16 protein-coding genes and 1 pseudogene are annotated in these 20,873 nt (G+C 67.4%); 5 read left to right on the top strand and 12 right to left on the bottom strand.

Translation table 11 applies throughout. From position 1 onward, the window contains the following. Positions 1 to 143: 143 nt before the first annotated feature. Positions 144 to 3,131, bottom strand: a pseudogene (locus AC1Q6P_RS04070) (L-glutamate gamma-semialdehyde dehydrogenase); the annotation flags it as partial. A 103-nt stretch (positions 3,132 to 3,234) separates the two neighbouring features. Here AC1Q6P_RS04070 and AC1Q6P_RS04075 point away from each other — a divergent pair. Then, positions 3,235 to 3,708: an Lrp/AsnC ligand binding domain-containing protein gene (locus AC1Q6P_RS04075; RefSeq protein WP_102768881.1), complete on the top strand. Its 474-nt coding sequence runs from the start codon at positions 3,235 to 3,237 to the stop codon at positions 3,706 to 3,708. 16 nt (positions 3,709 to 3,724) lie between these two features. On the opposite strand, the gene AC1Q6P_RS04080 is transcribed toward AC1Q6P_RS04075, so the two are convergent. The 4 genes from AC1Q6P_RS04080 to AC1Q6P_RS04095 are packed head-to-tail and all read right to left on the bottom strand — an operon-like array spanning position 3,725 to position 7,454. Next, the gene (locus AC1Q6P_RS04080; protein WP_492663351.1) at positions 3,725 to 4,384 is read right to left on the bottom strand and encodes a GNAT family N-acetyltransferase; all 660 of its coding nucleotides are present in this window, start codon (positions 4,382 to 4,384) and stop codon (positions 3,725 to 3,727) included. A 14-nt stretch (positions 4,385 to 4,398) separates the two neighbouring features. After that, positions 4,399 to 5,502 carry a GNAT family N-acetyltransferase gene (locus tag AC1Q6P_RS04085; protein WP_492663352.1) on the bottom strand — a complete coding sequence of 368 codons (1,104 nt, stop codon included), beginning with the start codon at positions 5,500 to 5,502 and terminating at the stop codon, positions 4,399 to 4,401. Positions 5,503 to 5,553: 51 nt separating this feature from the next. Beyond that, complete coding sequence (locus tag AC1Q6P_RS04090) at positions 5,554 to 6,492, bottom strand: GNAT family N-acetyltransferase (protein WP_492663492.1); 939 nt, start codon at positions 6,490 to 6,492, stop codon at positions 5,554 to 5,556. After that, entirely contained in the window at positions 6,489 to 7,454 is a 966-nt protein-coding gene (locus AC1Q6P_RS04095; RefSeq protein ID WP_271007672.1) for a polysaccharide deacetylase family protein, read from the bottom strand. The genes AC1Q6P_RS04090 and AC1Q6P_RS04095 overlap by 4 nt, the downstream gene beginning before the upstream one ends. A gap of 331 nt (positions 7,455 to 7,785) precedes the next feature. Between AC1Q6P_RS04095 and AC1Q6P_RS04100 the strand changes: the two genes are divergently transcribed. Continuing rightward, positions 7,786 to 8,034 (top strand): hypothetical protein, encoded by a 249-nt coding sequence (locus AC1Q6P_RS04100; RefSeq protein ID WP_492663353.1) that lies wholly within the window; start codon positions 7,786 to 7,788, stop codon positions 8,032 to 8,034. 18 nt (positions 8,035 to 8,052) lie between these two features. Here the strand turns inward: AC1Q6P_RS04100 and AC1Q6P_RS04105 are convergent, their stop codons facing one another. The 6 genes from AC1Q6P_RS04105 to AC1Q6P_RS04130 form a co-directional block, all read right to left on the bottom strand. After that, the gene (locus AC1Q6P_RS04105) at positions 8,053 to 8,793 is read right to left on the bottom strand and encodes a phosphatase PAP2 family protein (protein WP_492663354.1); all 741 of its coding nucleotides are present in this window, start codon (positions 8,791 to 8,793) and stop codon (positions 8,053 to 8,055) included. 110 nt (positions 8,794 to 8,903) lie between these two features. After that, entirely contained in the window at positions 8,904 to 9,575 is a 672-nt protein-coding gene (locus tag AC1Q6P_RS04110) for a hypothetical protein (protein ID WP_492663355.1), read from the bottom strand. A 170-nt stretch (positions 9,576 to 9,745) separates the two neighbouring features. Beyond that, positions 9,746 to 10,633: a polyphosphate kinase 2 gene (gene ppk2 / locus AC1Q6P_RS04115; protein ID WP_394341043.1), complete on the bottom strand. Its 888-nt coding sequence runs from the start codon at positions 10,631 to 10,633 to the stop codon at positions 9,746 to 9,748. A 149-nt stretch (positions 10,634 to 10,782) separates the two neighbouring features. Next, on the bottom strand, positions 10,783 to 11,637 hold the full coding sequence (locus AC1Q6P_RS04120) for a lectin (protein WP_171826504.1): 855 nt from the start codon (positions 11,635 to 11,637) through the stop codon (positions 10,783 to 10,785). A 113-nt stretch (positions 11,638 to 11,750) separates the two neighbouring features. Further along, positions 11,751 to 14,072 (bottom strand): putative bifunctional diguanylate cyclase/phosphodiesterase, encoded by a 2,322-nt coding sequence (locus AC1Q6P_RS04125; RefSeq protein ID WP_492663356.1) that lies wholly within the window; start codon positions 14,070 to 14,072, stop codon positions 11,751 to 11,753. Between the two features lie 173 nt (positions 14,073 to 14,245). Beyond that, on the bottom strand, positions 14,246 to 16,318 hold the full coding sequence (locus tag AC1Q6P_RS04130) for a 2,4-dienoyl-CoA reductase FMN-binding domain-containing protein (RefSeq protein WP_492663357.1): 2,073 nt from the start codon (positions 16,316 to 16,318) through the stop codon (positions 14,246 to 14,248). A 261-nt stretch (positions 16,319 to 16,579) separates the two neighbouring features. Here AC1Q6P_RS04130 and AC1Q6P_RS04135 point away from each other — a divergent pair, with 261 nt between their 5' ends. From AC1Q6P_RS04135 to AC1Q6P_RS04145, 3 genes are read left to right on the top strand one after another with little or no spacing between them, the layout of a single operon-like run. Continuing rightward, a complete protein-coding gene (locus AC1Q6P_RS04135) occupies positions 16,580 to 17,884 on the top strand; it encodes a DUF4397 domain-containing protein (RefSeq protein ID WP_492663358.1) in 1,305 nt (434 codons plus the stop codon). A 39-nt stretch (positions 17,885 to 17,923) separates the two neighbouring features. Beyond that, positions 17,924 to 18,880, top strand: a complete 957-nt coding sequence (locus tag AC1Q6P_RS04140; RefSeq protein ID WP_492663359.1) for a DMT family transporter — start codon at positions 17,924 to 17,926, stop codon at positions 18,878 to 18,880. Further along, positions 18,877 to 19,446, top strand: a complete 570-nt coding sequence (locus AC1Q6P_RS04145) for a GNAT family N-acetyltransferase (protein WP_492663360.1) — start codon at positions 18,877 to 18,879, stop codon at positions 19,444 to 19,446. Before AC1Q6P_RS04140 ends, AC1Q6P_RS04145 begins: the two co-directional genes overlap by 4 nt. Here the strand turns inward: AC1Q6P_RS04145 and AC1Q6P_RS04150 are convergent. Continuing rightward, on the bottom strand, positions 19,403 to 20,872 hold the full coding sequence (locus AC1Q6P_RS04150; RefSeq protein WP_492663361.1) for an N-acyl-D-amino-acid deacylase family protein: 1,470 nt from the start codon (positions 20,870 to 20,872) through the stop codon (positions 19,403 to 19,405). The two genes, AC1Q6P_RS04145 and AC1Q6P_RS04150, sit on opposite strands and share 44 nt — an antisense overlap. Between the last annotated feature and the right edge of the window lies 1 nt (position 20,873).

Here is a 20,873-nt window from a genome sequence, read left to right on the forward strand (position 1 = left end):
CCGGGCAGGCGCTGGTCGGCCAGCACGCGCTCGGCCAGGCTCAGGCGGGCGTTGACCTGCAAGCCACCGGCCTGGCCCTCGAAGGCCTGGCGCAGCACGGTGGCGCGCTCACCCAGGGCGCGGGCGCTCCAGACCTCGTGGCCGGCAGCCAGGGCTGCCACCGTGGCAGCCACGCCCGCAGCGGGCGCGCTTTCGGCGGCCAGCACGGCGGGCACGGCCGGGGCCGGCACCAGGGGCAGGGCGCAGAAACGGTAGAGGTAGTTCGGGCCGCCCGCCTTGGGGCCGGTGCCGGACATGCCTTCGCCGCCAAAGGGCTGGACGCCAACGACCGCGCCGATGATGTTGCGGTTGACATAGACGTTACCGATGCGGGCCTTGTCGGCCAGGCGCAGGGCACGGCTGTCGATGCGGGTCTGGATGCCCAGGGTCAAGCCATAGCCCAGGGCATTGATCTGCTCGACCACGGCATCCACCTCGCCGTCCCAGCGCACCACATGCAGCACCGGGCCGAAGATTTCCTGACGCAGGGCGCTGATGGCGGGGATCTCGAAGGCCACCGGCTGGATCAGGCGCGGCAGCGCGTCGTGCACCGGGGCTTCGGCGATCAGCTTGGCCTCGCGCTTGAGGCGGGCCACGTTCTTGGCGATGTTGTCGAAGGCCTCGTCGTCGATGACCGGGCCGACATCGGTGGCCAGCTCGGCCGGGCGACCGACCCACAGCTCTTGCAGCGCGCCCTTGAGCATCTCGATCACGCCATCGGCAATGCTCTCGTGCACGCACAGCAGGCGCAGGGCCGAGCAGCGCTGGCCGGCCGAGCGGAAGGCCGACTGCACCACGGCATCGACCACCTGCTCGGGCAGGGCGGTCGAATCGACCACCATGGCGTTGAGGCCACCGGTTTCGGCGATCAGGGGCACAACCGCGCCCTCCTTGGCGGCCAGGGTGCGGTTGATGATCTGGGCCACTTGCGTGGAGCCGGTGAAGCAGACGCCGGCCGTCTGCGGGGCGGCCACCAGGCCGGCGCCGACGGTTTCACCGGCGCCATGCAGCAGCTGCAGCGCGCTCTGCGGCACGCCGGCGGCATAGAGCAGCTCGACGAAGCGCTTGGCGACATAAGGCGTTTGTTCAGCGGGCTTGGCGGCCACGGTGTTGCCCGTCACCAGGGCGGCGACGACCTGGCCGGCAAAGATGGCCAGGGGGAAGTTCCAGGGGCTGATGCAGACGAAGACGCCGCGGCCTTGCATGCGCGGGCCGTCTTGCTCGGCCTGGTCGGCGTAGTAGCGCAGGAAATCGACGGCTTCGCGGACTTCGGCCACGCAGTCGCCCTGGGTCTTGTAGGCTTCCTTGACCAGCAGGGCGCAGAACTCGTGGATGCGGCCATCGAGCGCATCGGCGGCGCGGCGCAGGATGTCGGCACGCTCATGCGCAGGCGTGATGTTCCAGGCGCTGAAACCGGCTTGCAGCTGGGCCATGGCGGCCGCCACGTCCTCGGCCGTGGCCTCGGGCACGGGCTGGACTTCCGTGCGAGCCAGGGCGTCGAGGTAGACCTGGCGCTGGGCCAGATCGGTCAGGTCGGCGCCGGTGGAATTGGCACGGCCCTGGCCCTTGGGATCCTGGTAGAGCGCGCGCGGCAGCGGCAGGGCGCTGTAGGGCTGCACCTGCTCCAGCGGCGAGCCGAGCAGCTCGGGCACCTGGACGTTGACGTCGGCCAGCTGATGGACGAAAGACGAGTTGGCGCCATTCTCCAGCAGGCGGCGCACCAGATAGGCCAGCAGGTCGCGGTGCTCGCCGACCGGGGCGTAGACGCGGCAGGGGATGGTGCCGGCCTTGAGCACCTCGCGGTACACGCCTTCGCCCATGCCGTGCAGGCGCTGCATCTCGAACTTGGCATTGGCCGTCTTGGCCATCTGCACGATGGCGGCGATGGTGCCGGCGTTGTGGCTGGCGAACTGCGGGTAGATCACATCGGCGTGTCCGATCAAAGCCTGGGCGCAGGCCAGATAGGACACATCGGTGTGCTGCTTGTGCGTGAACACGGGGTAGGCGGCCAGGCCCAGCTCCTGGGCACGCTTGATCTCACCGTCCCAGTACGCCCCCTTGACCAGGCGCACCATGAAGCGCAGATGGTGCTTCTTGGCGATGGCGGCCACCTCGTGAATGACGGCCAGGGCGCGGGTCTGGTAGGCCTGCACGGCCAGGCCGAAGCCGCGCCACTGCGGGTAATGCGTGGCAATGCGGGCGGCCAGGGCGTCCAGCACATCGAGCGAGAGTTCGAGGCGGTCGACTTCTTCGGCGTCGATGGTCAGGTTGATATTGGCTTGCGCGGCCAGGGTGATCAGCTCCCAGACGCGCGGCAGCAGCTCGGCGAACACACGCTCGCGCTGCAGCACTTCGTAGCGCGAGAACAGGGCGCTGAGCTTGATCGAGATGCCATCGGCCGACTCGGGCGATTCCGCCTTGGCGCCGGCGGCAATCGCCTTGATCGCGCCGATATAGGCCGCGTGGTAGCGGCGCGCATCGGCCTCGGTGCGGGCGCCCTCGCCCAGCATGTCGTAGCTGAAGCGCAGCATGGGCTGGGCCTTGCGCGCCGAAGCGGCCTCGTCCATGGCCTCGCCGATATTGCGGCCCAGCACGAACTGGCGGCCCAGCAGCTGGATGGCGCGCACGGTGGCGCCCACCACGGTCTGCGCGCCCAGGCGGGTCAGCAGGCCGCCCTGGCCTTCGGCATCGGGCAGGAATTTCTTGGACAGGGAAATGGCCGAGGCCGAAAGGCTGGACCAGAGCTTGTGCGGGCCGTCCGAGCCGCCGTCAAACTGGCCGCGGCCGAGCTGGTCAGCCGTCAGGGCGATGGCGGTGGGCGCATCGGGCACGCGCAGCAGGGCTTCGGCCAGGCGCATCAAGGCCAGGCCTTCCGAGCTGGTGATGGGGTACTCGCGCAGCAGCGATTCCATGGCCCAGAACGGCGCGGGGTTGGCGCGCACCTGCTCCACCCAGGGGCGGGCTTGTTCGATGACGGCGGGCCAGTTCAGGCCGGCGCCCAGGCTCTGGGCCAGCGCGTTGACCACGCCGATCTCGTCGCGGTAAGGGTCAGGCAGGCGGGCGGCTTCGGGCGGCAGGGCGAAAGCGGTCATGGAAAACCTCGTAATGGGCGAAACTAGCGAAGCGTCGAACTTTATGTGGGCTGGCCCTGAATTAAATTCAGAACATCAGCACACGCCTAGTCGAAAATTCAGCATGAGCAGCGACACCCCCACCCTGGACAAGACCGATGCCCGCATCCTGCGTGTGCTGCAGGCGGACGGCCGCATCTCCAATCTGAAGCTGGCCGAGGCCGTGCACCTCTCCCCCACCGCCGTGCTCGAGCGCGTCAAACGCCTGACCCGCGAGGGCTACATCCTGGGCTACGAAGCGCGACTGAACCCCGAAAAGCTGGGCGCAGCCATGCTGGTCTTCATCGAAATCCTGCTCGACCGCACGGTACAGGACGTGATGGACAACTTCAAGGCCGCCGTCCAAGCCCGCCCTGAGATCCTGGAATGCCACCTCGTGGCCGGCGGCTTCGACTACCTGCTCAAGACCCGTGTGTCCGATATGGGCGCCTACCGCGAATTCATCGGCAGCGTCATCTGGACCCTGCCCGGCGTGCGCGAGACGCGGACCTATGCGGTGATGGAGGAGGTGAAGAACACGACGGCGTTGCCGATTTGAACGGCACGCAAGGGCATCAGCCTTGAGCTTGCGAGGCCGGCAAAGCCTGCAAGCCCAGGCGCCGCATGCCCAGCGAGCCGACCAAAACGCCCGAAGCCGCCCTGCTGAACACGACTGCGTTGAAGCGGCAGCCCAGGTTTTTGAACACGGCCATGGAGGGCACATTGGTGGCCCGCACATGGGTGACCAGGCGGCTCAGGCCCTGCTCTCGCATGCCCTGCTCGGTGGCGGCGATCAGCAGCTGCGCCGCGCCCCGGCGGCGGAACTCGGGCCAGGTGTAGAGGAAACCGAGGAAACCGTCGCCCGCGGACAGATGCAGGGCCAGCTTGGGATCGTCCACCGCACAGACCGGGCCGGTTTCGATATTGAGCTGGGCCACCACCGCCTCGCCACACAGCAGGACATGGATGCTGCAGCCGCGCTGCAGCAGGCGCTCGGGCTCCGGCCCCGACTGAGCGGCGATCTGCGTGGCCGTGCCGGCCGGCAGGCGAGCCAGATCAGCCAGGCTGGAGAGGCGCTGATAGGCCCAGCCCTCCGGCAACTCAGGCGCTGCCGCAGCTGGCAGGGCCTTGCTGGCGAAGCGAAACACCTCGAGCCCACTGAGCAGCTTGAAAGCGAAGAACGCCGAGGCCGTGAGACCGCCCGGGCCGAGCAGGAAAGACAGGCGTTGATTCATGCGGCGGCAGTGGCTCAGGCCAGCGAATCCAGGCGGACCGTCCAGGTCGGCAGGGCTTTCTTGGCCACCCAGGCCAGCAAGCCGCCGATCAAGCCCGGCTTGAACATCATCACGTCATGCAGCAAGGACGCGTCTTGCGCGCCCCAGCGCTGCTTGTAGCCCGAGTCTCCCTGGCCCCAGTCCAGCAAGTGCTTGCCGCGCGCCACAGCGTCCTGCAGCACGTCAAAGGTCAGGATGGAGCCGGGGCTGTGGCTCTTCCATTGCTCGTCGTAGGAGTTGGCGATGATGTAGACCGCGGTCTCGGTCTCCAGATGCGCCGAGAACGCCACCGGCTGGCCGCCGCAGCGCAGCACCCAGAACACCGCCTCCGAGTGGCCATCGGCCTGCTCACCCATCAGCGCCCAGAAACGCTGGTTGGCCGGGCCGATGAACTTCAGCTCGCCGCCCTTCTTGGCCAGCCAGGATTGCGACTCGATGCCGGCCAGGGTGTCGAGGATGTCGAGCGAGCGGCCCATCACATGGCGCTCCACGCTAAGCTCGCCCACCGTCTTGCCCAGGCGCCGGCGCGAATACTCGATGTTCTTGATCAGCGAGTTGCTGAACTTGGGCTTGAGCCCTTCCATGCCTTGCGACAGATCCAGCTCGAAGACCGCGCCGGTTTCCCGGCACAGCGCGCGCCAGCCATGGCGGCTCAGTTCGCCCAGGACCGCATGCAAAGCGGCATCGCGGCTGGACACCGGCCCGAAGCGCAGCACGGCGCCGGGCGGATGGGCAGCCAACTCGCGCCCCAGCGCTTCGGCCGCCGCCAGGCCGGGTTCTTTCTGCGCCGCCACAAACAGGGTTCGGAACGGCCAGTAATAGCCAGCCAGCGAGTGAATGGAGAACAGAGCGATCTTCTGCTTGGCGAAAGGCACAAAGGCCTGGATGGCGCCGTTCTCACGGCTCACCACATGGCACAAGGGCCCGCTCCAGCCACGGCCGGGTAGAAATGCCTGAGCCCAAGCACGCAGGCTTTTGGGGCTGCAAAAGGCCTGGTCCTTGAGCTGGTGCGTTGGCCAGGTACCGGTTTGAGACAAGGCCTCGTCACTGATGAGCGCTGGGCCCTCCGATGTTTTCATGTAGCTTCCGACTCAAGAATCAAAACCCGGCGCACCGGCGGCAGCAAAACCTCAGGCACCGAAGCGCATCCACTGGCGGATGCGTGTCTTCAAATTGTGGCGCTCGAGAAACTCGCCAAATTTCTCGACCGCGGCATTGAAATGGCGATGCCCCTGCACCAGCAACCAATGGGCCAGACTGCGGCGAATGAAAAACACATCGGCACATTGCCGATGGTCGGTGGCGAACAGCTTTTTGTGCTCGGATTCGCCCTCGGTGAAATCGAAATACTTGTGCTTGCCTTCGGCAAAAATGGTTTCCAGCGCCTGCCACTGGAGCACCGTGCCGACCGACAGTTTCATGAATCTGGGGTCATAGCCCAGATAGGAATACACCAGCACGCCCTCTTCGATCGGGCAGTACAGATAAGAAACGGGTTTGCCCTCGTGAAAGATGATGTAGGCGCGCACGAGATCCTGCGCCGCCAGTTGCATCACCTCGGCCGTGAATGCCTCTGAATTGGGAATCCCGGCGTCGAGCAGTTTCTCCTGATAGGTCAGGGCCGACACCTGGCGGGCCAGTTTCAGAAACTCACCCATCTCCTCGGGGCGTGTGTACTGGCGCCAATCCAGGCTGCCACCACAATGCTCGGCAAATTTCTTGATCTTGCGATTGATGGTCGAACGCGTCTTGGCCGAAAACTTGGCCTTGTAGTCTTCAAAAGACTGGTTCAGGTCGATGAAATAGCGCGGGTAATGCTGGCGGACATACACCAGATAATCACCCTGCGTGCTCAAAGCGGGCAAGGTGGCCTGCACTGGCAGCGAGCGAATCAGGTAACCCGCGCAATCGGCCGGCAAGGCGCGATCCGGCGCCACGGGCTGCAACACCGGCTCACCGGGGTCGGACAGGCGCACCTGGCTGCATTGCAGGTTCAAATTGAAGCGAAACCAAGTCCAGTCGCTGAGCTGAAACTTGAAAGGTACCTGCGCGACAAACCAGGAATTCACTGATATCTCCGGCGATACGCTTGTTCCAGCGTTCGCATCCCGGTTTTCCAGCGTGTGGAAACCAAGGGCAAGGGTTGGGTTTGCACCGTGCGGGCGTTCAAGCCATGAAAGCCTGACATATTGAAGTGGGCACGATTGTCGCTGACGAAGCGGCACAGCTTTTCGAGGCGCTTGACGACCACCGCATCGGCCCGGTTCTTGGCCGGATTCAGCAACTCAAAGTTGTGCGAGAGGATGACGAACTCGGACTGGCCGCGCTCCAGCGCTTGCCAGAGCAGGGTTTCCATCTCGGCGCTGGAGGAGGCCGTCAGTTGCGCGTGGCGCAGGCGGCCAAAGCCGTCGTCATAGACGGTCATCGGGTGCTCCAGCACGCCATCGAAAGCGCAGCAGTCGGTCAGCAGGGTTCCAGGCGCCAGGCCGCTGTCCGGGCCAAACATGGTGGCGTTGTAGCTGGAGTCGTGGACGATGCCATGCGCCTGCAAGGCCTGCAGGGTCAGGTGATTGAAGCCAAAGCTGCCGGCGCGGAAGGCATTGGGGCGCCGGGCGCCCGCCTGGGCCAGGTAGTCCAGGCCGATGCCGATCAGCTGGGTCTGCTCGGCCAGATCGAACATGCGCAGGTACTGCCGCTTGTGTGTGCTGTTGGGCAGGATGGTGTTCGGCCGGCCCTCGTCCACCCACTCGGTGTGCAGATGCAGCTGCACCTCATGGCCGGCGGCCTCAATCATGCCAACGATCTCTCGCAGCGGCTCGATACCGAAGCGCGCAGCGAACAGGGGCTCGACAAAGAACACCCCCGTCAGGCCATGGTCACTGAGCAGTTTCAGTTGGAAGGGCAGGCCAAAGTTTCCGGCCGCCGTCGGCCCGTACACATAGCTCTGGAAGGCGGCAGGAAACTTGGAATCGATATCGTTCCAACCGTCACACCACACCTCCACATCGACTGTGTAAAAAACATTGAGCATCAGCAGATCCGTTCCGTCCTTTTCGCGCTGCGGCAGCATACGCGACTTGATTGAAGTTTCCGCTCGCGGCAGGCCCTCGCTTGCGGGTGCCTCCGCGTGAATTCGACCGCTGATCCAGCCTCATTTCTTTTCGGTGGGCACGCCGGTCAAGTCCCCCTCTTCTGGGGGGATGCCTCAGCGAACACCCCCCCACCCTCCCCCATCGCACGCCCCGAAGTGTGATGGGAAGCACGAATCGCGTCGCCGAATATGAATTCCAGACGCCGGCGCAGGCTACTCAGCCTGGCAGCCGGCAGCGGCAACACAAGCAAGCCCTCTGGAGACTTTCATCATGCGCATCCATGCTGCCCTGCCCCCGGCCACACTCCAACGCAAGGCCCCGCTTCCAGGCGACGCTGCCGAGCCGATTCACAGCTGTGGCTGGTTCGAATCGTCCTACGAGCTGAGCCAGGGCCTGCAGGTCACCGAAGGCGGTGATGATGACGAAGGTCTGCTGGCCGAACTGTGCATCGCGACGCTCAGCTTCATGCCGATCTCGGCTGGGTCTCTCATCGATGCCGCCAAACCGACCTGCCACTGAGGCCCCTCAAGCCAACACTCAAGACGTCGGCTCTTGCAGGTGCTGCAGTTCCGGCCCAGCCTCGGGCTCCTGAAGATCCCGCCGATCGACCGGCTGCTGACGGCCCGACAACTGGAGCGCCCAATGGGTGACCCAATCATGGCTGCGCGACGGCGGCGCCATCGAGGGCATCAGCAGCAAGAGCGCCAAGGCAGCCATGGGCAGACCGCGCGGCAAACCGCGCCGCAGCGGCGGCGCCAGCCACAAGCTGGCGCCACTGGCCACGGCACCGAGCAGAAAACCGGTCACCGACTCTGAAACAGAGTGTGCACCAACTTTCAGGCGCGAGTAAGCAATCAAAGCCGCCAGCGCGTAGGACAAGCCAATCCAAGCCCAAGTAGCGGTCGAAAACCGACCTCGGTCGGATTCACGATCCGCCCGAACCGAGACAACCGGAGAAGCCGCCAGCGCCAGCCAGGTCAGCAGGGGCAAGACCGCTGCGGCGAACATGGAATGCCCGGAAAAACCGGTGAAATCCCAGCGCGCGATGCCCAGGCCCCAGCCCATGAAAGCCAGCTTGCTGGCCGTGGTCACGCCGATCACTGCGGCCAACAAGGCCAGAGCGCGCCAGGCCCATGCCCTTTGGGCGGCGCGCGCTCCCGCACTGCGCCAGACCCAGGTCAGGCCCAACAAGGCCAGAGGAAGAAGAAACTGCGCCTCGCCCAGGCGGGTCAGCCAAGGCCACAGCGTGACGGCGGAAGATGCAAAGCCCCAATTCATCGTGCCGATCCTAGCGCCTGCACGCGCCCTCAGCGGTCGGCGCCGGGCGCTCCGCGCGCTTCAGCGAGACCTCTGCCACGCAGAACCCTCGCCTGAAACCGGACCGACGATCACAGCGTCTTCATCGAGAGGGTGCCGTCCTCGGTGATCAGGCTGAGGCTCATGAAAGGGCCGAGGCTGCCATCGGCCAGCACCTGGTGGCATTGGCTGCCCACCCGGGTGAAGCCACTGGCCACCACTTTGGAACTGCGATTCAGACACAGCAGGACCCGACCGCCCTCTTCCTTCAGCTGCCAGGTGTCGACGTAATTGGCCTCCACAGCGGCGCCCGGCGCGCAACTGACGTACTCGAACCCGCTGCCATTGGCGCCACTGTCGCCGACCTTGGCCGCGCGCGAGAAACTGCCCTTGGTCTGGGCCTGCTCGCAGGTGTCATCGCTGCGCGCGCTCACCGCCTCGGTCTGCATCAAAGTCGCGTCAAAAAACAGCTCGCCCATGGTGTTGGTGGTCTGACCATTGGCTGTCAGCTTCATCTCTTGCTGCGTGTAGGTGTAGGCCTTGCCATTGACCGGAAACACCGCCGTACCCGTCTTGGGCACCACACTCAGAACCGCGCTGACCGGCACAGCGCCAACAGTTCCGCTCAAGCTCCAGCTCTGGGCCTTAGTGTAGTACTGGCTCATCGTCGCCTGCAAGTCATAGCTGCTGGGCTTGACGGGCTCAGGCGTCGTGTCGTTCCCCCCACCGCCGCCGCCGCAACCCTGGATCAATCCCAGGCTCAAGGTCAGGGCAGCCCAAAGACTGGTGCGCGTGGGGACAGACGAAAACAAAGATGTGTTTGAAGCAGAGGTCGGCTGAAAAAACATGGAGGCGCTCGCAAGCAGGGAGTCAATCGGCGGCCGGATTGCAGCCCGGCTCACCGTCGCAGTCCATCACCCGAAATGGGGAGACTTCAGTACAACTCCGGCACCACCATCTCCGGCGGCACGGGTTGGCGTTCGTAATCCTCGTGTCGCTCGCGCGAGGGCAGGATGACCGGCGGGTGCGGGATCTCGTGGTAGGGCATCTGGGCTAGCAAATGGGCCATGCAGTTCAGCCGCGCCTTCTTCTTGTCGTCGGCCTGCACCACCCACCAAGGCGCCTCGGCAATGTGGGTGCGCTCCATCATTACTTCCTTGGCCTTGGTGTAGTCCTCCCAGCGGCGGCGCGACTCCAGGTCCATGGGGCTGAGCTTCCACTGCTTGAGCGGGTCGTGGATGCGGCCCAGGAAGCGGGTGTGCTGTTCCTCGTCGGAGATCGAGAACCAGTACTTGATGACCTGGATGCCGGCGCGCACCAGCATTTTTTCGAACTCGGGCACCGAGCGGAAGAACTCCTCGTACTCGTCGTCGCTGCAAAAGCCCATGACCCGCTCGACGCCGGCGCGGTTGTACCAGCTGCGATCAAACAGCACGATCTCGCCACCGGCTGGCAGATGAGAGATGTAGCGCTGGAAATACCACTGCGTGCGCTCGCGGTCGTTCGGTGCGGGCAATGCCGCCACCCGGCAGACGCGCGGGTTCAGGCGCTGGGTGATGCGCTTGATCACGCCGCCCTTGCCCGCGGCGTCGCGGCCCTCAAAGATGATGACGGCCTTGTGCTTGCTGGCCACCACCCAGTCCTGCAGCTTGACCAGCTCGCCCTGCAGGCGGAACAGCTCCTGGAAATAGGCGCGGCGCTGCAGGCGCTGCTCGGGCGTGAAGCGGCTGCGGATCGCGTCTTCATCGAAGCCGCGGTCGTCAATCTCCATCTCCAGCTCTTCGTCATAGCTGTCGATCAGGTCCGCCTGCATGCGCTGCATCAGGTCGGCGGGGTCCACATTCGAGTTCGGCGGCGTGCTCATGGTTGGGCGGGAAGAAGGGAGGGGGAACACAGAGGGAGCAAAGAAAGCGCCCACCTCGACATGGACAGCCTGCCTGCGCGGCATGACAGGCGCGTGAACTCAGGTCTTCACCAGCTCCAGCGCTGGTTGCTGCCGCCGTTGCAGCTCCACAGCAGCACCGGCTGCTTGGGCCGAGCGCGGCCTTCCTTGATGTCCAGGCATTTGCCGTTCATGCGGCTGCGGATCTCGCTGCCCTGACGGGTCCAGCGCTGGTTGACGCCGCCGCTGCAGGGCCAGGCGATCACGCGCGCGCCGTCCTCGCGGTTGCCTTCGGCCACATCGAGACACATACCGCCCACGCGCAGCTCGCCGCGGTTGCTCCAGCTGAAGCGCTGGTTGTTGCCGCCGTGGCAGTTGAAGACGATGGCCTCGGTGCCGCGCTCAACCCGGCCCGACATGTCCAGGCACAGGCCGTCCTTGCCGCGGATCTGGCCGCTGCCCCATTGCGGGCGGTCCGGGCCCTGCCAGTCGCCATCGTTGTTGTTGCTGTTGTTGTCTTTGTCCTTGCCCGATTTGGAGGCCAGCAGGGCAATGGCCGCCACTGCCGCCACACCGGCCACCACAGCACCCGTGCTGATGCCTGAGGACTCCTTGCCACCGTCTTCGCCGTTGATGGCATCGCCAAACAGCTTGAAGCGGGCCGAGCAGCCATCATTGACCCAGAGCTCGCGGTTGCTGAGGTCGAAGCCCCAGCTGCGGTTGAAGCGGCAGGCGCCGCTGATCTGATGGTCCAGCTCCACATCGCGCACGCCTTCGTCGAGGCGCAGGCTTTCATAACGGCCGCTGGAGCGCAGCTCCACGGTCTTGAGTTCCACGCCGCGATCACGCGGCTCTGCAGCCCAGGCGGGCGCGACAGGTGCCGCGAGCAGCGCGAACGCACTCAGGCTGCAAACAATGGAACGACGCGGGTGCTGGGGGCTCATGCGGGTTTCTCCTCGGGCAGAACTGGGCTGCCAGCGGCAAGCCACCCCGGGAGCGTAACGCAAGGCCGAGGCGGTCTCCGCCATCTCGCCCCGCCGGGCGTGCACCAGCCGGTTCAAGCCAGCTGCAAATGCCGCAGCGTGCGGCGCGGCCCGTCGGGCAAGGCATGTGGCGTCAGCACAAAGTCCTCGGCCGGCATGGGGCGGCCGTAGTGCCAGCCCTGGGCCCAGTCGCAGCCTTCGCGCTGCAGCCAGGCGGCCTGCTCGGCGGTTTCCACGCCCTCGGCCAGCACATCGAGGTTGAGGCTGCGCGCCAGCACGATGACGGTGCGGGCGATCGCCGCCACATGGGCGTCCTGGCCCAGCTCGGAGACGAAGCTGCGGTCGATCTTGAGCGTGCGCACCGGCATGCGGCGCAGGTAGGACAGCGAGGAATAGCCGGTTCCGAAGTCGTCGATGGCCACGCGCACGCCGCGCGCGGTCAGCGCGCCCAGCAGCTCGATGGCGGCCTCGGCATCCTCCAGCAGCAGGCTTTCGGTCACCTCCAGCTCCAGGGCCTGGGGCGGGCAGCCGGTCTCGGCCAGGATGAAGTCCACGGTCTCGATGAAGTCGGGCTGGCGCAGCTGGCGCGCCGACACATTGACGGCCACCTGCTGCGGCTTGCCCGGCTGGCCCTGCCAGCGCGCGGCCTGAGCGCAGGCGGTTTCCAGCACCCAGCGGCCGATCGGGATGATCAGGCCGGTGTCCTCGGCCAGGGGGATGAACTCGGCCGGCGAAATCGGCCCGCGCGTCGGGTGGCGCCAGCGCAGCAAGGCCTCGGCGCCGATCAGGGCACCGTCGGACAGGCGCACCTGGGGCTGGTATTCCAGGCGGAACTGCGCCGCCTCGTTGGCGTGGCGCAAGGCATGGGTCAGCTCAAAGCGCTGCTGCACCGCCTGGGTCAGCTCGGGCCGGTAGGCCTGTACGGTGTTGCGGGCATGGGCCTTGGCCCGGCACATGGCCGCCTCGGCATTGCGCAGCAGCTCGTCCACGCTGACGCCATCGGCCGGGAACAAGGCCAGGCCGATGCTGGCGCCGAGCGTGAAGCTCTTGTCGCCCAGCAAGATGGGCTCGCGCATGGCGTCGATCAGGCGCTCGCCCAGGCGCATGGAGGTTTCTTCGTCCACCAGGCCCGACAGCACGACCACGAACTCGTCCGCGCCCACCCGGGCCACCGAGTCGCTGGCGCGCACGACATTGATGAATCGGGCGGCGGTTTCCTTGAGCACGGCGTCGCCGGCGGCATGGCCGGCGATGTCGTTGACGTCGCGGAAGCCGTCGAGGTCGATGTAGAGCACGGCCACGCAGGTGTGGTCTCGCTGGGCCAGGCCGACCTGGCGCTCGATGCGATCGCGCAGCAGGGCCAGATTGGGCAGGCCGGTCAGGCGGTCATGCAGCTTCTGGTGCAGCAGCTCGGCCTCGGTCTTCTTGATGCGCGAGATGTCGGTCAGCACCGAGAGGTAATGCGGCTGGCCGTGGCTCTCGGCCGGCGGGACCTTGACGATGGTGCCCCAGAGCGGCACGGTCTCGCCGTTCTTGTGGCGGTCGGTCAGCTCGCCGCTCCATTTGCCGTGGGCCTCGACCTCGGCCCAGAGGCGCTCGAGGAAGTCCGGGTCCTGCTCGTTGAGGCGCAGGTAATGCGGCATGCTGCCTTCCAGCTCCTCGCAGCTGTAGCCGGTGATGGCGCAGAGGGCCGGGTTGACGTCGCGGATGCGCAGATCAGCATCCATCACCATGATGCCTTCGCCGCAATGCTCGAACACGGTCACCGCGCGGTGCAGCTGGCTCATGGCCTCGCGCAGGGCGGTGACATCGCGCGCCACGCCGACCTGGCCCAGGCACTGGCCCTCGTCGAACACCGGCGCCTGCACCACGTCCAGGCAGGCCCGGCTGCCATCGGCCTGGGTCAGCCAGCTCAGGGTGCGCTGCGGGCCGGGCTTGCCCGGTGGCTGCGGGCCCAGGGCCTGGCTCCAGGCCGGGCGCTCGGCCAGCTGCTCATCACGGCGGCCCACCAGATCGGCTTCGCGCAGGCCCGTGCATTGTTCGAACGCCGGATTGCAGCCCTCGTAAGCGCCGCTGGCATCCTTGAAATAGACCGGGTCGGGAATGGCATTGAGCAAGGCGCTCAGCTTGGTGCGTTCGCGCCGCACCAGCAGCAACTCGGCGCGGCGCTGGCGCAGCTTGAGGCGCTGGAACTGCACCAGGCCCAGCACCAGACCCAGGCCGAGGGCGCCCAGCAGGCCAAACACGCTGAGCCAGAACATGGGGCTGCGCAGGTCCAGGGCGATCACATCGCCGCCACTCACCTGCGCCCAAGCCGCCGGGGTGCAGCCCAGCAGCCAGATCGTGCGTGCCGCCGGCTGCAGCCGCAGCCGCCAGCGTTGAAAAAATTCGCTCATGCCTGAAACCCGTCTCGTCGGTCAGGACTCGCCTTGCGTCACCGCGGGGTCACCGCTGAGCGCTGCGTCTTGCCTGTTGTGATGTGTCGATCCGACGTCACCCCGCACCACAGGTGACCCCTCGTTCTCGCCGTTTCGGTAGTGTCCGCGGCGCGCTTGAGGGTGGCTAGGGTTTACAGGGACGCTGCGAGCCGGGTTCCCTGCAAGATTGCACGCTTTGCATCCAATTCGCCGGCCTCGAGTGCGCCGCCGATCACATGAACGCGGGCGCCTGCTGCACGCAGCGGTGCTTCCAGCTCGCGCAGCGGCTCCTGGCCGGCGCACAGGATGATGCTGTCGCAGGCGATCAGCTGGCTGTCGGCATGCTTCTCGCCGTAGCTGACCCACAGGCCTTCGGGGGTGATGGCCTCGTAGTTGACGCCGGACAGCATCTCCACCTGCTTCATCTTCAGCGCGGCGCGGTGGATCCAGCCCGTGGTCTTGCCCAGGCCGGCGCCCGGCTTGCCGGCGCGGCGCTGCAGCAAGGTGATGGCGCGGGCCGGCGCGGCCGGCTCGGGCAGCACATAGCCGGCACGCAGCTGGACCGGGTCGCCCACACCCCATTCGCGCTGCCAGGCGGCCAGGTCCTGCGTCAGCGAGTGGCCGTCCTCCGCGCCCGCTTCGGCCAGGTACTCGGCCACATCGAAGCCGATACCGCCGGCGCCGACGATGGCCACGCGCGCGCCCACCGGCTTCTTGTGCCGCAGCACGTCGATGTAAGTCAAGACCTGACCCCGCGCCTGGCCTTCCGCCTGGCCCTTGATGCGCGGGTCGCGCGGCGTCACGCCGGTGGCCAGCAGCACCTCGTCAAAGCCCAGCAGCGCGTCAGCGTCGACGCGGCGGTTCAGGTGCAGCTGCACACCGGTCAGCTCGATGCGGCGCGCGAAATAACGCAGGGTCTCGCGGAACTCTTCCTTGCCCGGGATGCGGCTGGCCATGGTGAATTGGCCGCCGATCTGCGCCGCGGCGTCGAAGAGGTGAACCTCATGCCCGCGCTCGGCCAGGGTGGTGGCCGCCGCCAGACCCGAGGGGCCGGCGCCGACCACGGCGACCTTCTTGCGCGGCGCCTTCAGCGTGGCAATCGGGATGATGGGCAGCTCCTGCTCGTGGCAGGCACGCGGGTTGACCAGGCAGGAGGCGATCTTCTGCTGGAAGGCATGGTCCAGGCAGGCCTGGTTGCAGGCGATGCAGGTGTTGATCTCGTCGGCACGGCCCTCACGCGCCTTCTTCACAAAAGCCGGGTCGGCCAGGAAAGGCCGGGCCATGCTGACCATATCGGCCGCGCCCTCGGCCAGCAGGTTCTCGGCCACCTCGGGCATATTGATGCGGTTGCTGGTGATCACCGGGGTCGTGATGCCCTCGGCGCGCAGGGCCGCGCGCAGCTGGGCGGTCACGCCGGCAAAGGCCGCGCGCGGCACCGAGGTGGCGATGGTGGGCACGCGCGCCTCATGCCAGCCGATGCCGGTGTTGATCAGGGTGGCTCCGGCCTTCACAACACCGCGCGCCAGCTGCAACACCTCATCCCAGCTGCTGCCGTCGGGGATCAGGTCCAGCATGGACAGGCGGTAAATGATGATGAAGTCCGGTCCCACGGCCTCGCGCATGCGGGTGAGGATCTCGAGCGCAAAGCGCATGCGATTGGCGTAGCTGCCGCCCCATGCGTCCTGGCGGTGGTTGGTGTGGGTGACCAGGAATTGGTTGATCAGATAGCCCTCGGAGCCCATCACCTCGACGCCGTCGTAGCCGGCCTCGCGGGCCAGCTTGGCGCAACGGATGAAGGCGCGGATCTGCCGCTCGATGCCGCGGGCCGAGAGCTCACGCGGCGTGAAAGGCGTGATCGGCGACTGGATGCGCGAGGGCGCCACGCACAGCGGTGAGTAGCCATAGCGACCGGTGTGCAGGATCTGCAGCGCGATCTTGCCGCCCTCGGCATGCACGGCCTCCGTCACCACCCGGTGGCGGCGCGCCGCGCCGCTGGTGGCCAGGGTGCCGGCGAAAGGCTTGGTCCAGCCCTCGATATTGGGCGCATAGCCGCCGGTCACCATCAGCCCAACCTCGCCGCGCGCGCGCTCGGCGAAGTAGGCGGCCATGCGGTCGAAATGCTTGCGGCCATCTTCCAGACCGGTGTGCATGCTGCCCATCAGCACGCGGTTCTTCAGCGTGGTGAAGCCCAGGTCCAGCGGTTCAAGCAGGTGCGGGTAGTTCATGGCGGCGGCTCGCTGAAGGTGGCTCTTGGTGGCAGGACAAAAAGGCTGCGGGCGATGCTAGCAGCGCACCCCTGCGGTGCGCGCCGTCGGGCGGGGCTTTGGAGAGCTGCCCCCAAATGTAAAGAAGCGGCCCAGCAACACAAGTTCACTGCGGCGACACAGGGGCACATGGGCGAGCAACACGCAGCCCACCCAATCGTGCCGGTACGCCCTGCCCCGATTCCTTTCTTCTCACTTCTCTATTTTTCGGAGTTCTCCTCGATGCGATTCAAGCAAATCTGGGGCTCAGGCCTGAGCTGCCTGGCCCTGAGCGCGGTCACCCTTCTGAGCGCCTGCGGCGGCGGCAGTGGCAGCAGCAGCAACACCCAAGTCCGCCTGCTCAATGCCAGCGTGGGCTACGGCTCGCTGGACCTGGCCGTCAACAGCACGACGCTCAACACCGGCGTGGCTTACGGCAACGTGGGCAGCTATGCCAGCGTCGACATCAACGCCACCAGCTCGCAGATCCAGACCACCGGCGTGGGCGCCACCGTGGCCAACCTGACCCCCACCCTGGCAGCCGACAGCCACTACACCTTGATCGCCTACGGCTGGGGCGGCGCGGTGCGCAACAGCCTGCTTCAGGAGACCGAGACCGCCCCCGATGCCAACAAGAGCAAGCTGCTGGTCTTGAACCTGGCGCCCGATGCCGGCGCGCTGGACGTCTACATCACCGCCGCCAACAACAGCGACAGCCTGGAGACCGCCACCCCGGTGGCCAGCGCCATCGCCGGCGGCACCGGCAGCGGCTACAACACCCTGAACTCCGGGACCTTCCGCATCACCCTGACCGGCAGCGGCAAGCCCAGCGACATCCGCCTCGACCTGCCCAGCGTCACGCTGGAATCGACCGGCGTGGCCACTCTCGTGGCCACCGCCACCGCCGGCGGCCGCCTGGTCAATGGCATGGTGCTCAAGCAGCAGGGCGCCGTCAGCAACCTGCCCACCACCAAGGCGCGGGTGCGCGTGGCCGCCACCCTGGCTGGCGCAGCCTCGGTCAACGCCAGCATCGGCGGCCTGAGCGTGCTGCCCTCCACCCTGGCGCCGCAGATCGGTGCCTACACCACGGTGGAGGCCGGTGCCCCGGTGCTGGACCTGCGCGTCAACGGCATCGCGCTGAACACCAGCAACCCCACGCTCAAGGCCGGCGGCGACTACACCTTGCTGGTCTGGGGCACAGCCGTCAGCCCGCAGCTCAGCGTGCTCAGCGATGACAACCGCCTGCCCACCGCCAGCGGCACCGCCAAGATTCGGCTGATCAATGGCCTCTCGGGCGCCAACACCGGCCTGGGCATGGCGCTGGACTACAGCAGCATCGCCAGCAACATCACGCCGGGCAGCGCCTCCAGCGCCAGCGTGGTCAACGCCAGCGCCACCGCCTCCTTGCTGACCGTCAACTCGCCCGCCTCCGCCACCGCCATCTACAGCAACGCCAGCCTGATCGTGCCGACCAGCGCGGTGTTCAGCCTGTTCATGATGGGAGACCCGGCGGCGCCGATCGGCCAGTTGGTGCGGGACGACCGTTGAGAGCCTGAGGCGGGGTGTTTGGCTGGCAAGATGCCGGCCATGCCCTCGCCAACGCTCGCCACTTCCGTCTCCTCCGCCCCTCACCGCCTCAGCCTCTGGGCCGGCCTGGCCGTCATCCTGGCCTGGGGCCTGAACTTCCCGCTGCAGAAAACCCTGCTCACGGCCATGGGCCCGGAGGGTTTTCTGTTCCTGCGCTTTGCGCTGATGCCGGTGTTGGTGACCGGCCTGCTGCTGCAACAGCATGGCCTGCGCTGGCCGCGGGTGTCGCGCGCCGACGCCTGGGCGCTGCTGCGCCTGGGCTTTCTGGGTCAGGGCCTGCACCTGGCCCTGTCCAGCTACGGCATCCATTTCTCCACGCCCTTTTCCAGCTCGGTGCTGCTGGCCTGCGGGCCGGTGTTCACCCTGCTGATCCTGCGTGCCTGGGGCCTGGAGCGCCTGCGCCGGCCGCAGCTGCTGGGCATGGCGGTGGCCGCCGCGGGCGCCCTGCTCTTCATGTCGGACAAGCTGCTGGCCGCCAACTGGCGTGCCGGTGGCGGCGACCTGGTGCTGCTGACGGCCGCTGCCTTGTTCAGCTACTACACGGTGGCGGCCAAGCCCCTGATCGAGCGCCACGGTGCCGTGCTGGTGATGTGTTATGCCTCGCTGGCCGCCACCGTTCCGGTGCTGGCCTATGCCACGCCCGCCGCCCTGCGCGTGGACTGGGCCGCGCTCAGCCCCTGGATCTGGCTGGGCGCACTCTGGGCCATCGTCGTCATCGGTTTCCTGACCTGGCTGGCCTGGGGCTGGGTCAATGCCCAGCGCGGCGTGGCCCGCACGGCGCCACTGATTTACCTGATGCCGCCCATCGCCGGCGTGGCCGCCTGGCTCAGCACCGGTGAAACCTTCAGCGCCGTCAAGCTGGCCGGTGCCGCCCTGGCCCTGGGCGGCGTGGCCCTGGCCCAGTTCGCCGGCCAAAGCCGCCCCGCCCCTGTCGACACCATCCCCGCCACCTCATGACCGTCGCATACACCATCGAGGCCTTGAACGCTGCACAGTTCGCCGAGTTCCGCGCCTATCTGCACGCGCATCTGCAGGACAACGGCAACCCCGAGACCGGTTACTTCCAGCCCCAGCCGCGCGGCCAGGCCGAGTTCCCGGCCGAGCGGGCCGCGGCCTTCGAACGCGGCCTGGGCATCGCCGTGGGCCAGCCGGGCTGGCGTCGCGCCTGGCTGGCACGCCGCGTGGCCGATGGGGCCATCCTCGGCCACGTCGACCTGCGCGCCCATCCCATGCCCCATGTCGAACACCGCGCCCAGCTGGGCATGGGCGTGCATGCCAGCGCGCGCCGCCAGGGCCTGGGTCAGGCCCTGATCGCCCACGCCCGCGACTGGGCGCTCGGCCAGGGCGGCCTGGACTGGATCGATCTGCAGGTGCTGAGCAGCAACCCCGGCGCCCAGCGCCTCTACTTGCGAATGGGCTTTGTGCTTTGCGGCGAGCGGGCCGATCTCTTCCGCATCGATGGCCGGTCCCTGGGCGACCTCACGATGAGCTTGCGCCTGCGGCCCGCGACGCACACGGGCTGAGCACCCGGCCGGCGCGCGCCCGCTCCACCCCGCCTTCCAGCGCCAGCCGGCCATTGACCCAGACCGCCTCGATGCCGCGGGCCGGTCGGCAGGGCTCGCCATAGTCGGCCAGGTCCTGCACGGCGGCCGGGTCGAAAAGCAGCAGATCGGCCGCCGCGCCCGGCCGCAACTGGCCACGCTCGTGCAGCAGGCCGAAGCGCTGAGCACTCTGGCCGCTCATCTTGTGCACCGCGCGCTCCAGGCTCAGCAGGCCGCGCTCGCGGCTGTAATGGGCCAGCACGCGCGGAAACGCGCCCCAGAGCCGTGGGTGGGGCTGGCGGTCATGCGGCAGGCCGTCCGAGCCGATCATGGCCAGCGAGTGGGCGAGGATGCGATCGACATCGTCCTCGCACATCTGGAAGTAGCAGGCCCCGCCCGGCTGCAGGCGACGGCAGGCCTCTACCTCCGTGACGCCCCATTCCGACGCCACCTCGGCCAGCCACTGGCCGCTGCGCTCCGGGTGCGGCTCCGACCAGGTCAGCCGGATGGGCGTGTGGCCATCCACCAGGTCCTCGCGCAGCACGGTGGAGCCGGCCAGATAGGGGTAGACATCGAGGCCCAGGTCCTGGCGCTGGGCCAGGCGCTCGATCAAGGCCAGGGTCTCGATGGCGCGGCCCCATTGCCGGTGGCCGGCGCATTTGTGGTGCGAAATCTGCAGCGGCAGGCCAGCCTGGTGGGCGGTGTCGGCCGCCTCCTCGATGGCGGCCAGCACGCCGGCCATCTCGTCGCGCAGATGGGTGGCATAGATGCGGCCGCTGTGGCGCGCGGCCACCCGGGCCAGGGCCAGCAGCTCCTCGGGCGGCGCGGCGGCAGCCGGGGCGTAAAAGGTGCCCGAAGACAAGCCACCCGCCCCCTCGGTCAGGGCCTGATCCAGCAGCGCACACATGGCGGCCAGCTCGGCCGGGCGGGCCGGGCGGTCCAGCTCGGGCATGCAAGCCGCGCGCAAGGCCGTGTGGCCGACCAGGGCCAGCACATTGACCGCCGGTTGCGCGGCCTCCAGTGCCGCCCGGTAGTCGGCGAAACACGCGTAACGGTAGGCCTCAGCGGGCAGCAGGTTCAGCGGTGGCACCGGCGCCTGCCCGGGCGCCAGGCGCAGCGGCACCAGCGAGATGCCGCAGTTGCCCACCACCACGGTGGTGACGCCCTGGCTGAGCTTGGGCCGCATGGCCGGGTCCAGCAAGAGGGCGGCATCGTCGTGGGTGTGCACATCGATGAAGCCCGGCGCCAGGGCCAGGCCCTGGCAATCGCGGCGCGGCACATGGCTTCCGACCCGGCCGGACAGATCCGGGCCTATCTCGAGGATGCCGCTGGCGTCGAACAGCAGATCGCCGGTCCAGGCCGGGCTCAGAACGCCGTCCACGATCAGCCCGCCGCGCAGCAGCTGCATG

Source organism: Roseateles sp. GW835-FHT13E02 (genome assembly GCF_058794035.1).

Bases quoted from the DNA above. Each gene is read 5' to 3' on its own strand.
- AC1Q6P_RS04150 (WP_492663361.1), bottom strand. From the start codon at position 20,872: ATGCAGCTGCTGCGCGGCGGGCTGATCGTGGACGGCGTTCTGAGCCCG.
- AC1Q6P_RS04145 (WP_492663360.1), top strand. From the start codon at position 18,877: ATGACCGTCGCATACACCATCGAGGCCTTGAACGCTGCACAGTTCGCC.
- AC1Q6P_RS04080 (WP_492663351.1), bottom strand. From the start codon at position 4,384: ATGAATCAACGCCTGTCTTTCCTGCTCGGCCCGGGCGGTCTCACGGCC.
- AC1Q6P_RS04095 (WP_271007672.1), bottom strand. From the start codon at position 7,454: ATGCTCAATGTTTTTTACACAGTCGATGTGGAGGTGTGGTGTGACGGT.
- AC1Q6P_RS04135 (WP_492663358.1), top strand. From the start codon at position 16,580: ATGCGATTCAAGCAAATCTGGGGCTCAGGCCTGAGCTGCCTGGCCCTG.
- AC1Q6P_RS04125 (WP_492663356.1), bottom strand. From the start codon at position 14,072: ATGAGCGAATTTTTTCAACGCTGGCGGCTGCGGCTGCAGCCGGCGGCA.
- AC1Q6P_RS04075 (WP_102768881.1), top strand. From the start codon at position 3,235: ATGAGCAGCGACACCCCCACCCTGGACAAGACCGATGCCCGCATCCTG.
- AC1Q6P_RS04120 (WP_171826504.1), bottom strand. From the start codon at position 11,637: ATGAGCCCCCAGCACCCGCGTCGTTCCATTGTTTGCAGCCTGAGTGCG.
- AC1Q6P_RS04105 (WP_492663354.1), bottom strand. From the start codon at position 8,793: ATGAATTGGGGCTTTGCATCTTCCGCCGTCACGCTGTGGCCTTGGCTG.
- AC1Q6P_RS04085 (WP_492663352.1), bottom strand. From the start codon at position 5,502: ATGAAAACATCGGAGGGCCCAGCGCTCATCAGTGACGAGGCCTTGTCT.
- AC1Q6P_RS04140 (WP_492663359.1), top strand. From the start codon at position 17,924: ATGCCCTCGCCAACGCTCGCCACTTCCGTCTCCTCCGCCCCTCACCGC.
- AC1Q6P_RS04130 (WP_492663357.1), bottom strand. From the start codon at position 16,318: ATGAACTACCCGCACCTGCTTGAACCGCTGGACCTGGGCTTCACCACG.
- ppk2 (WP_394341043.1), bottom strand. From the start codon at position 10,633: ATGCAGCGCATGCAGGCGGACCTGATCGACAGCTATGACGAAGAGCTG.
- AC1Q6P_RS04100 (WP_492663353.1), top strand. From the start codon at position 7,786: ATGCGCATCCATGCTGCCCTGCCCCCGGCCACACTCCAACGCAAGGCC.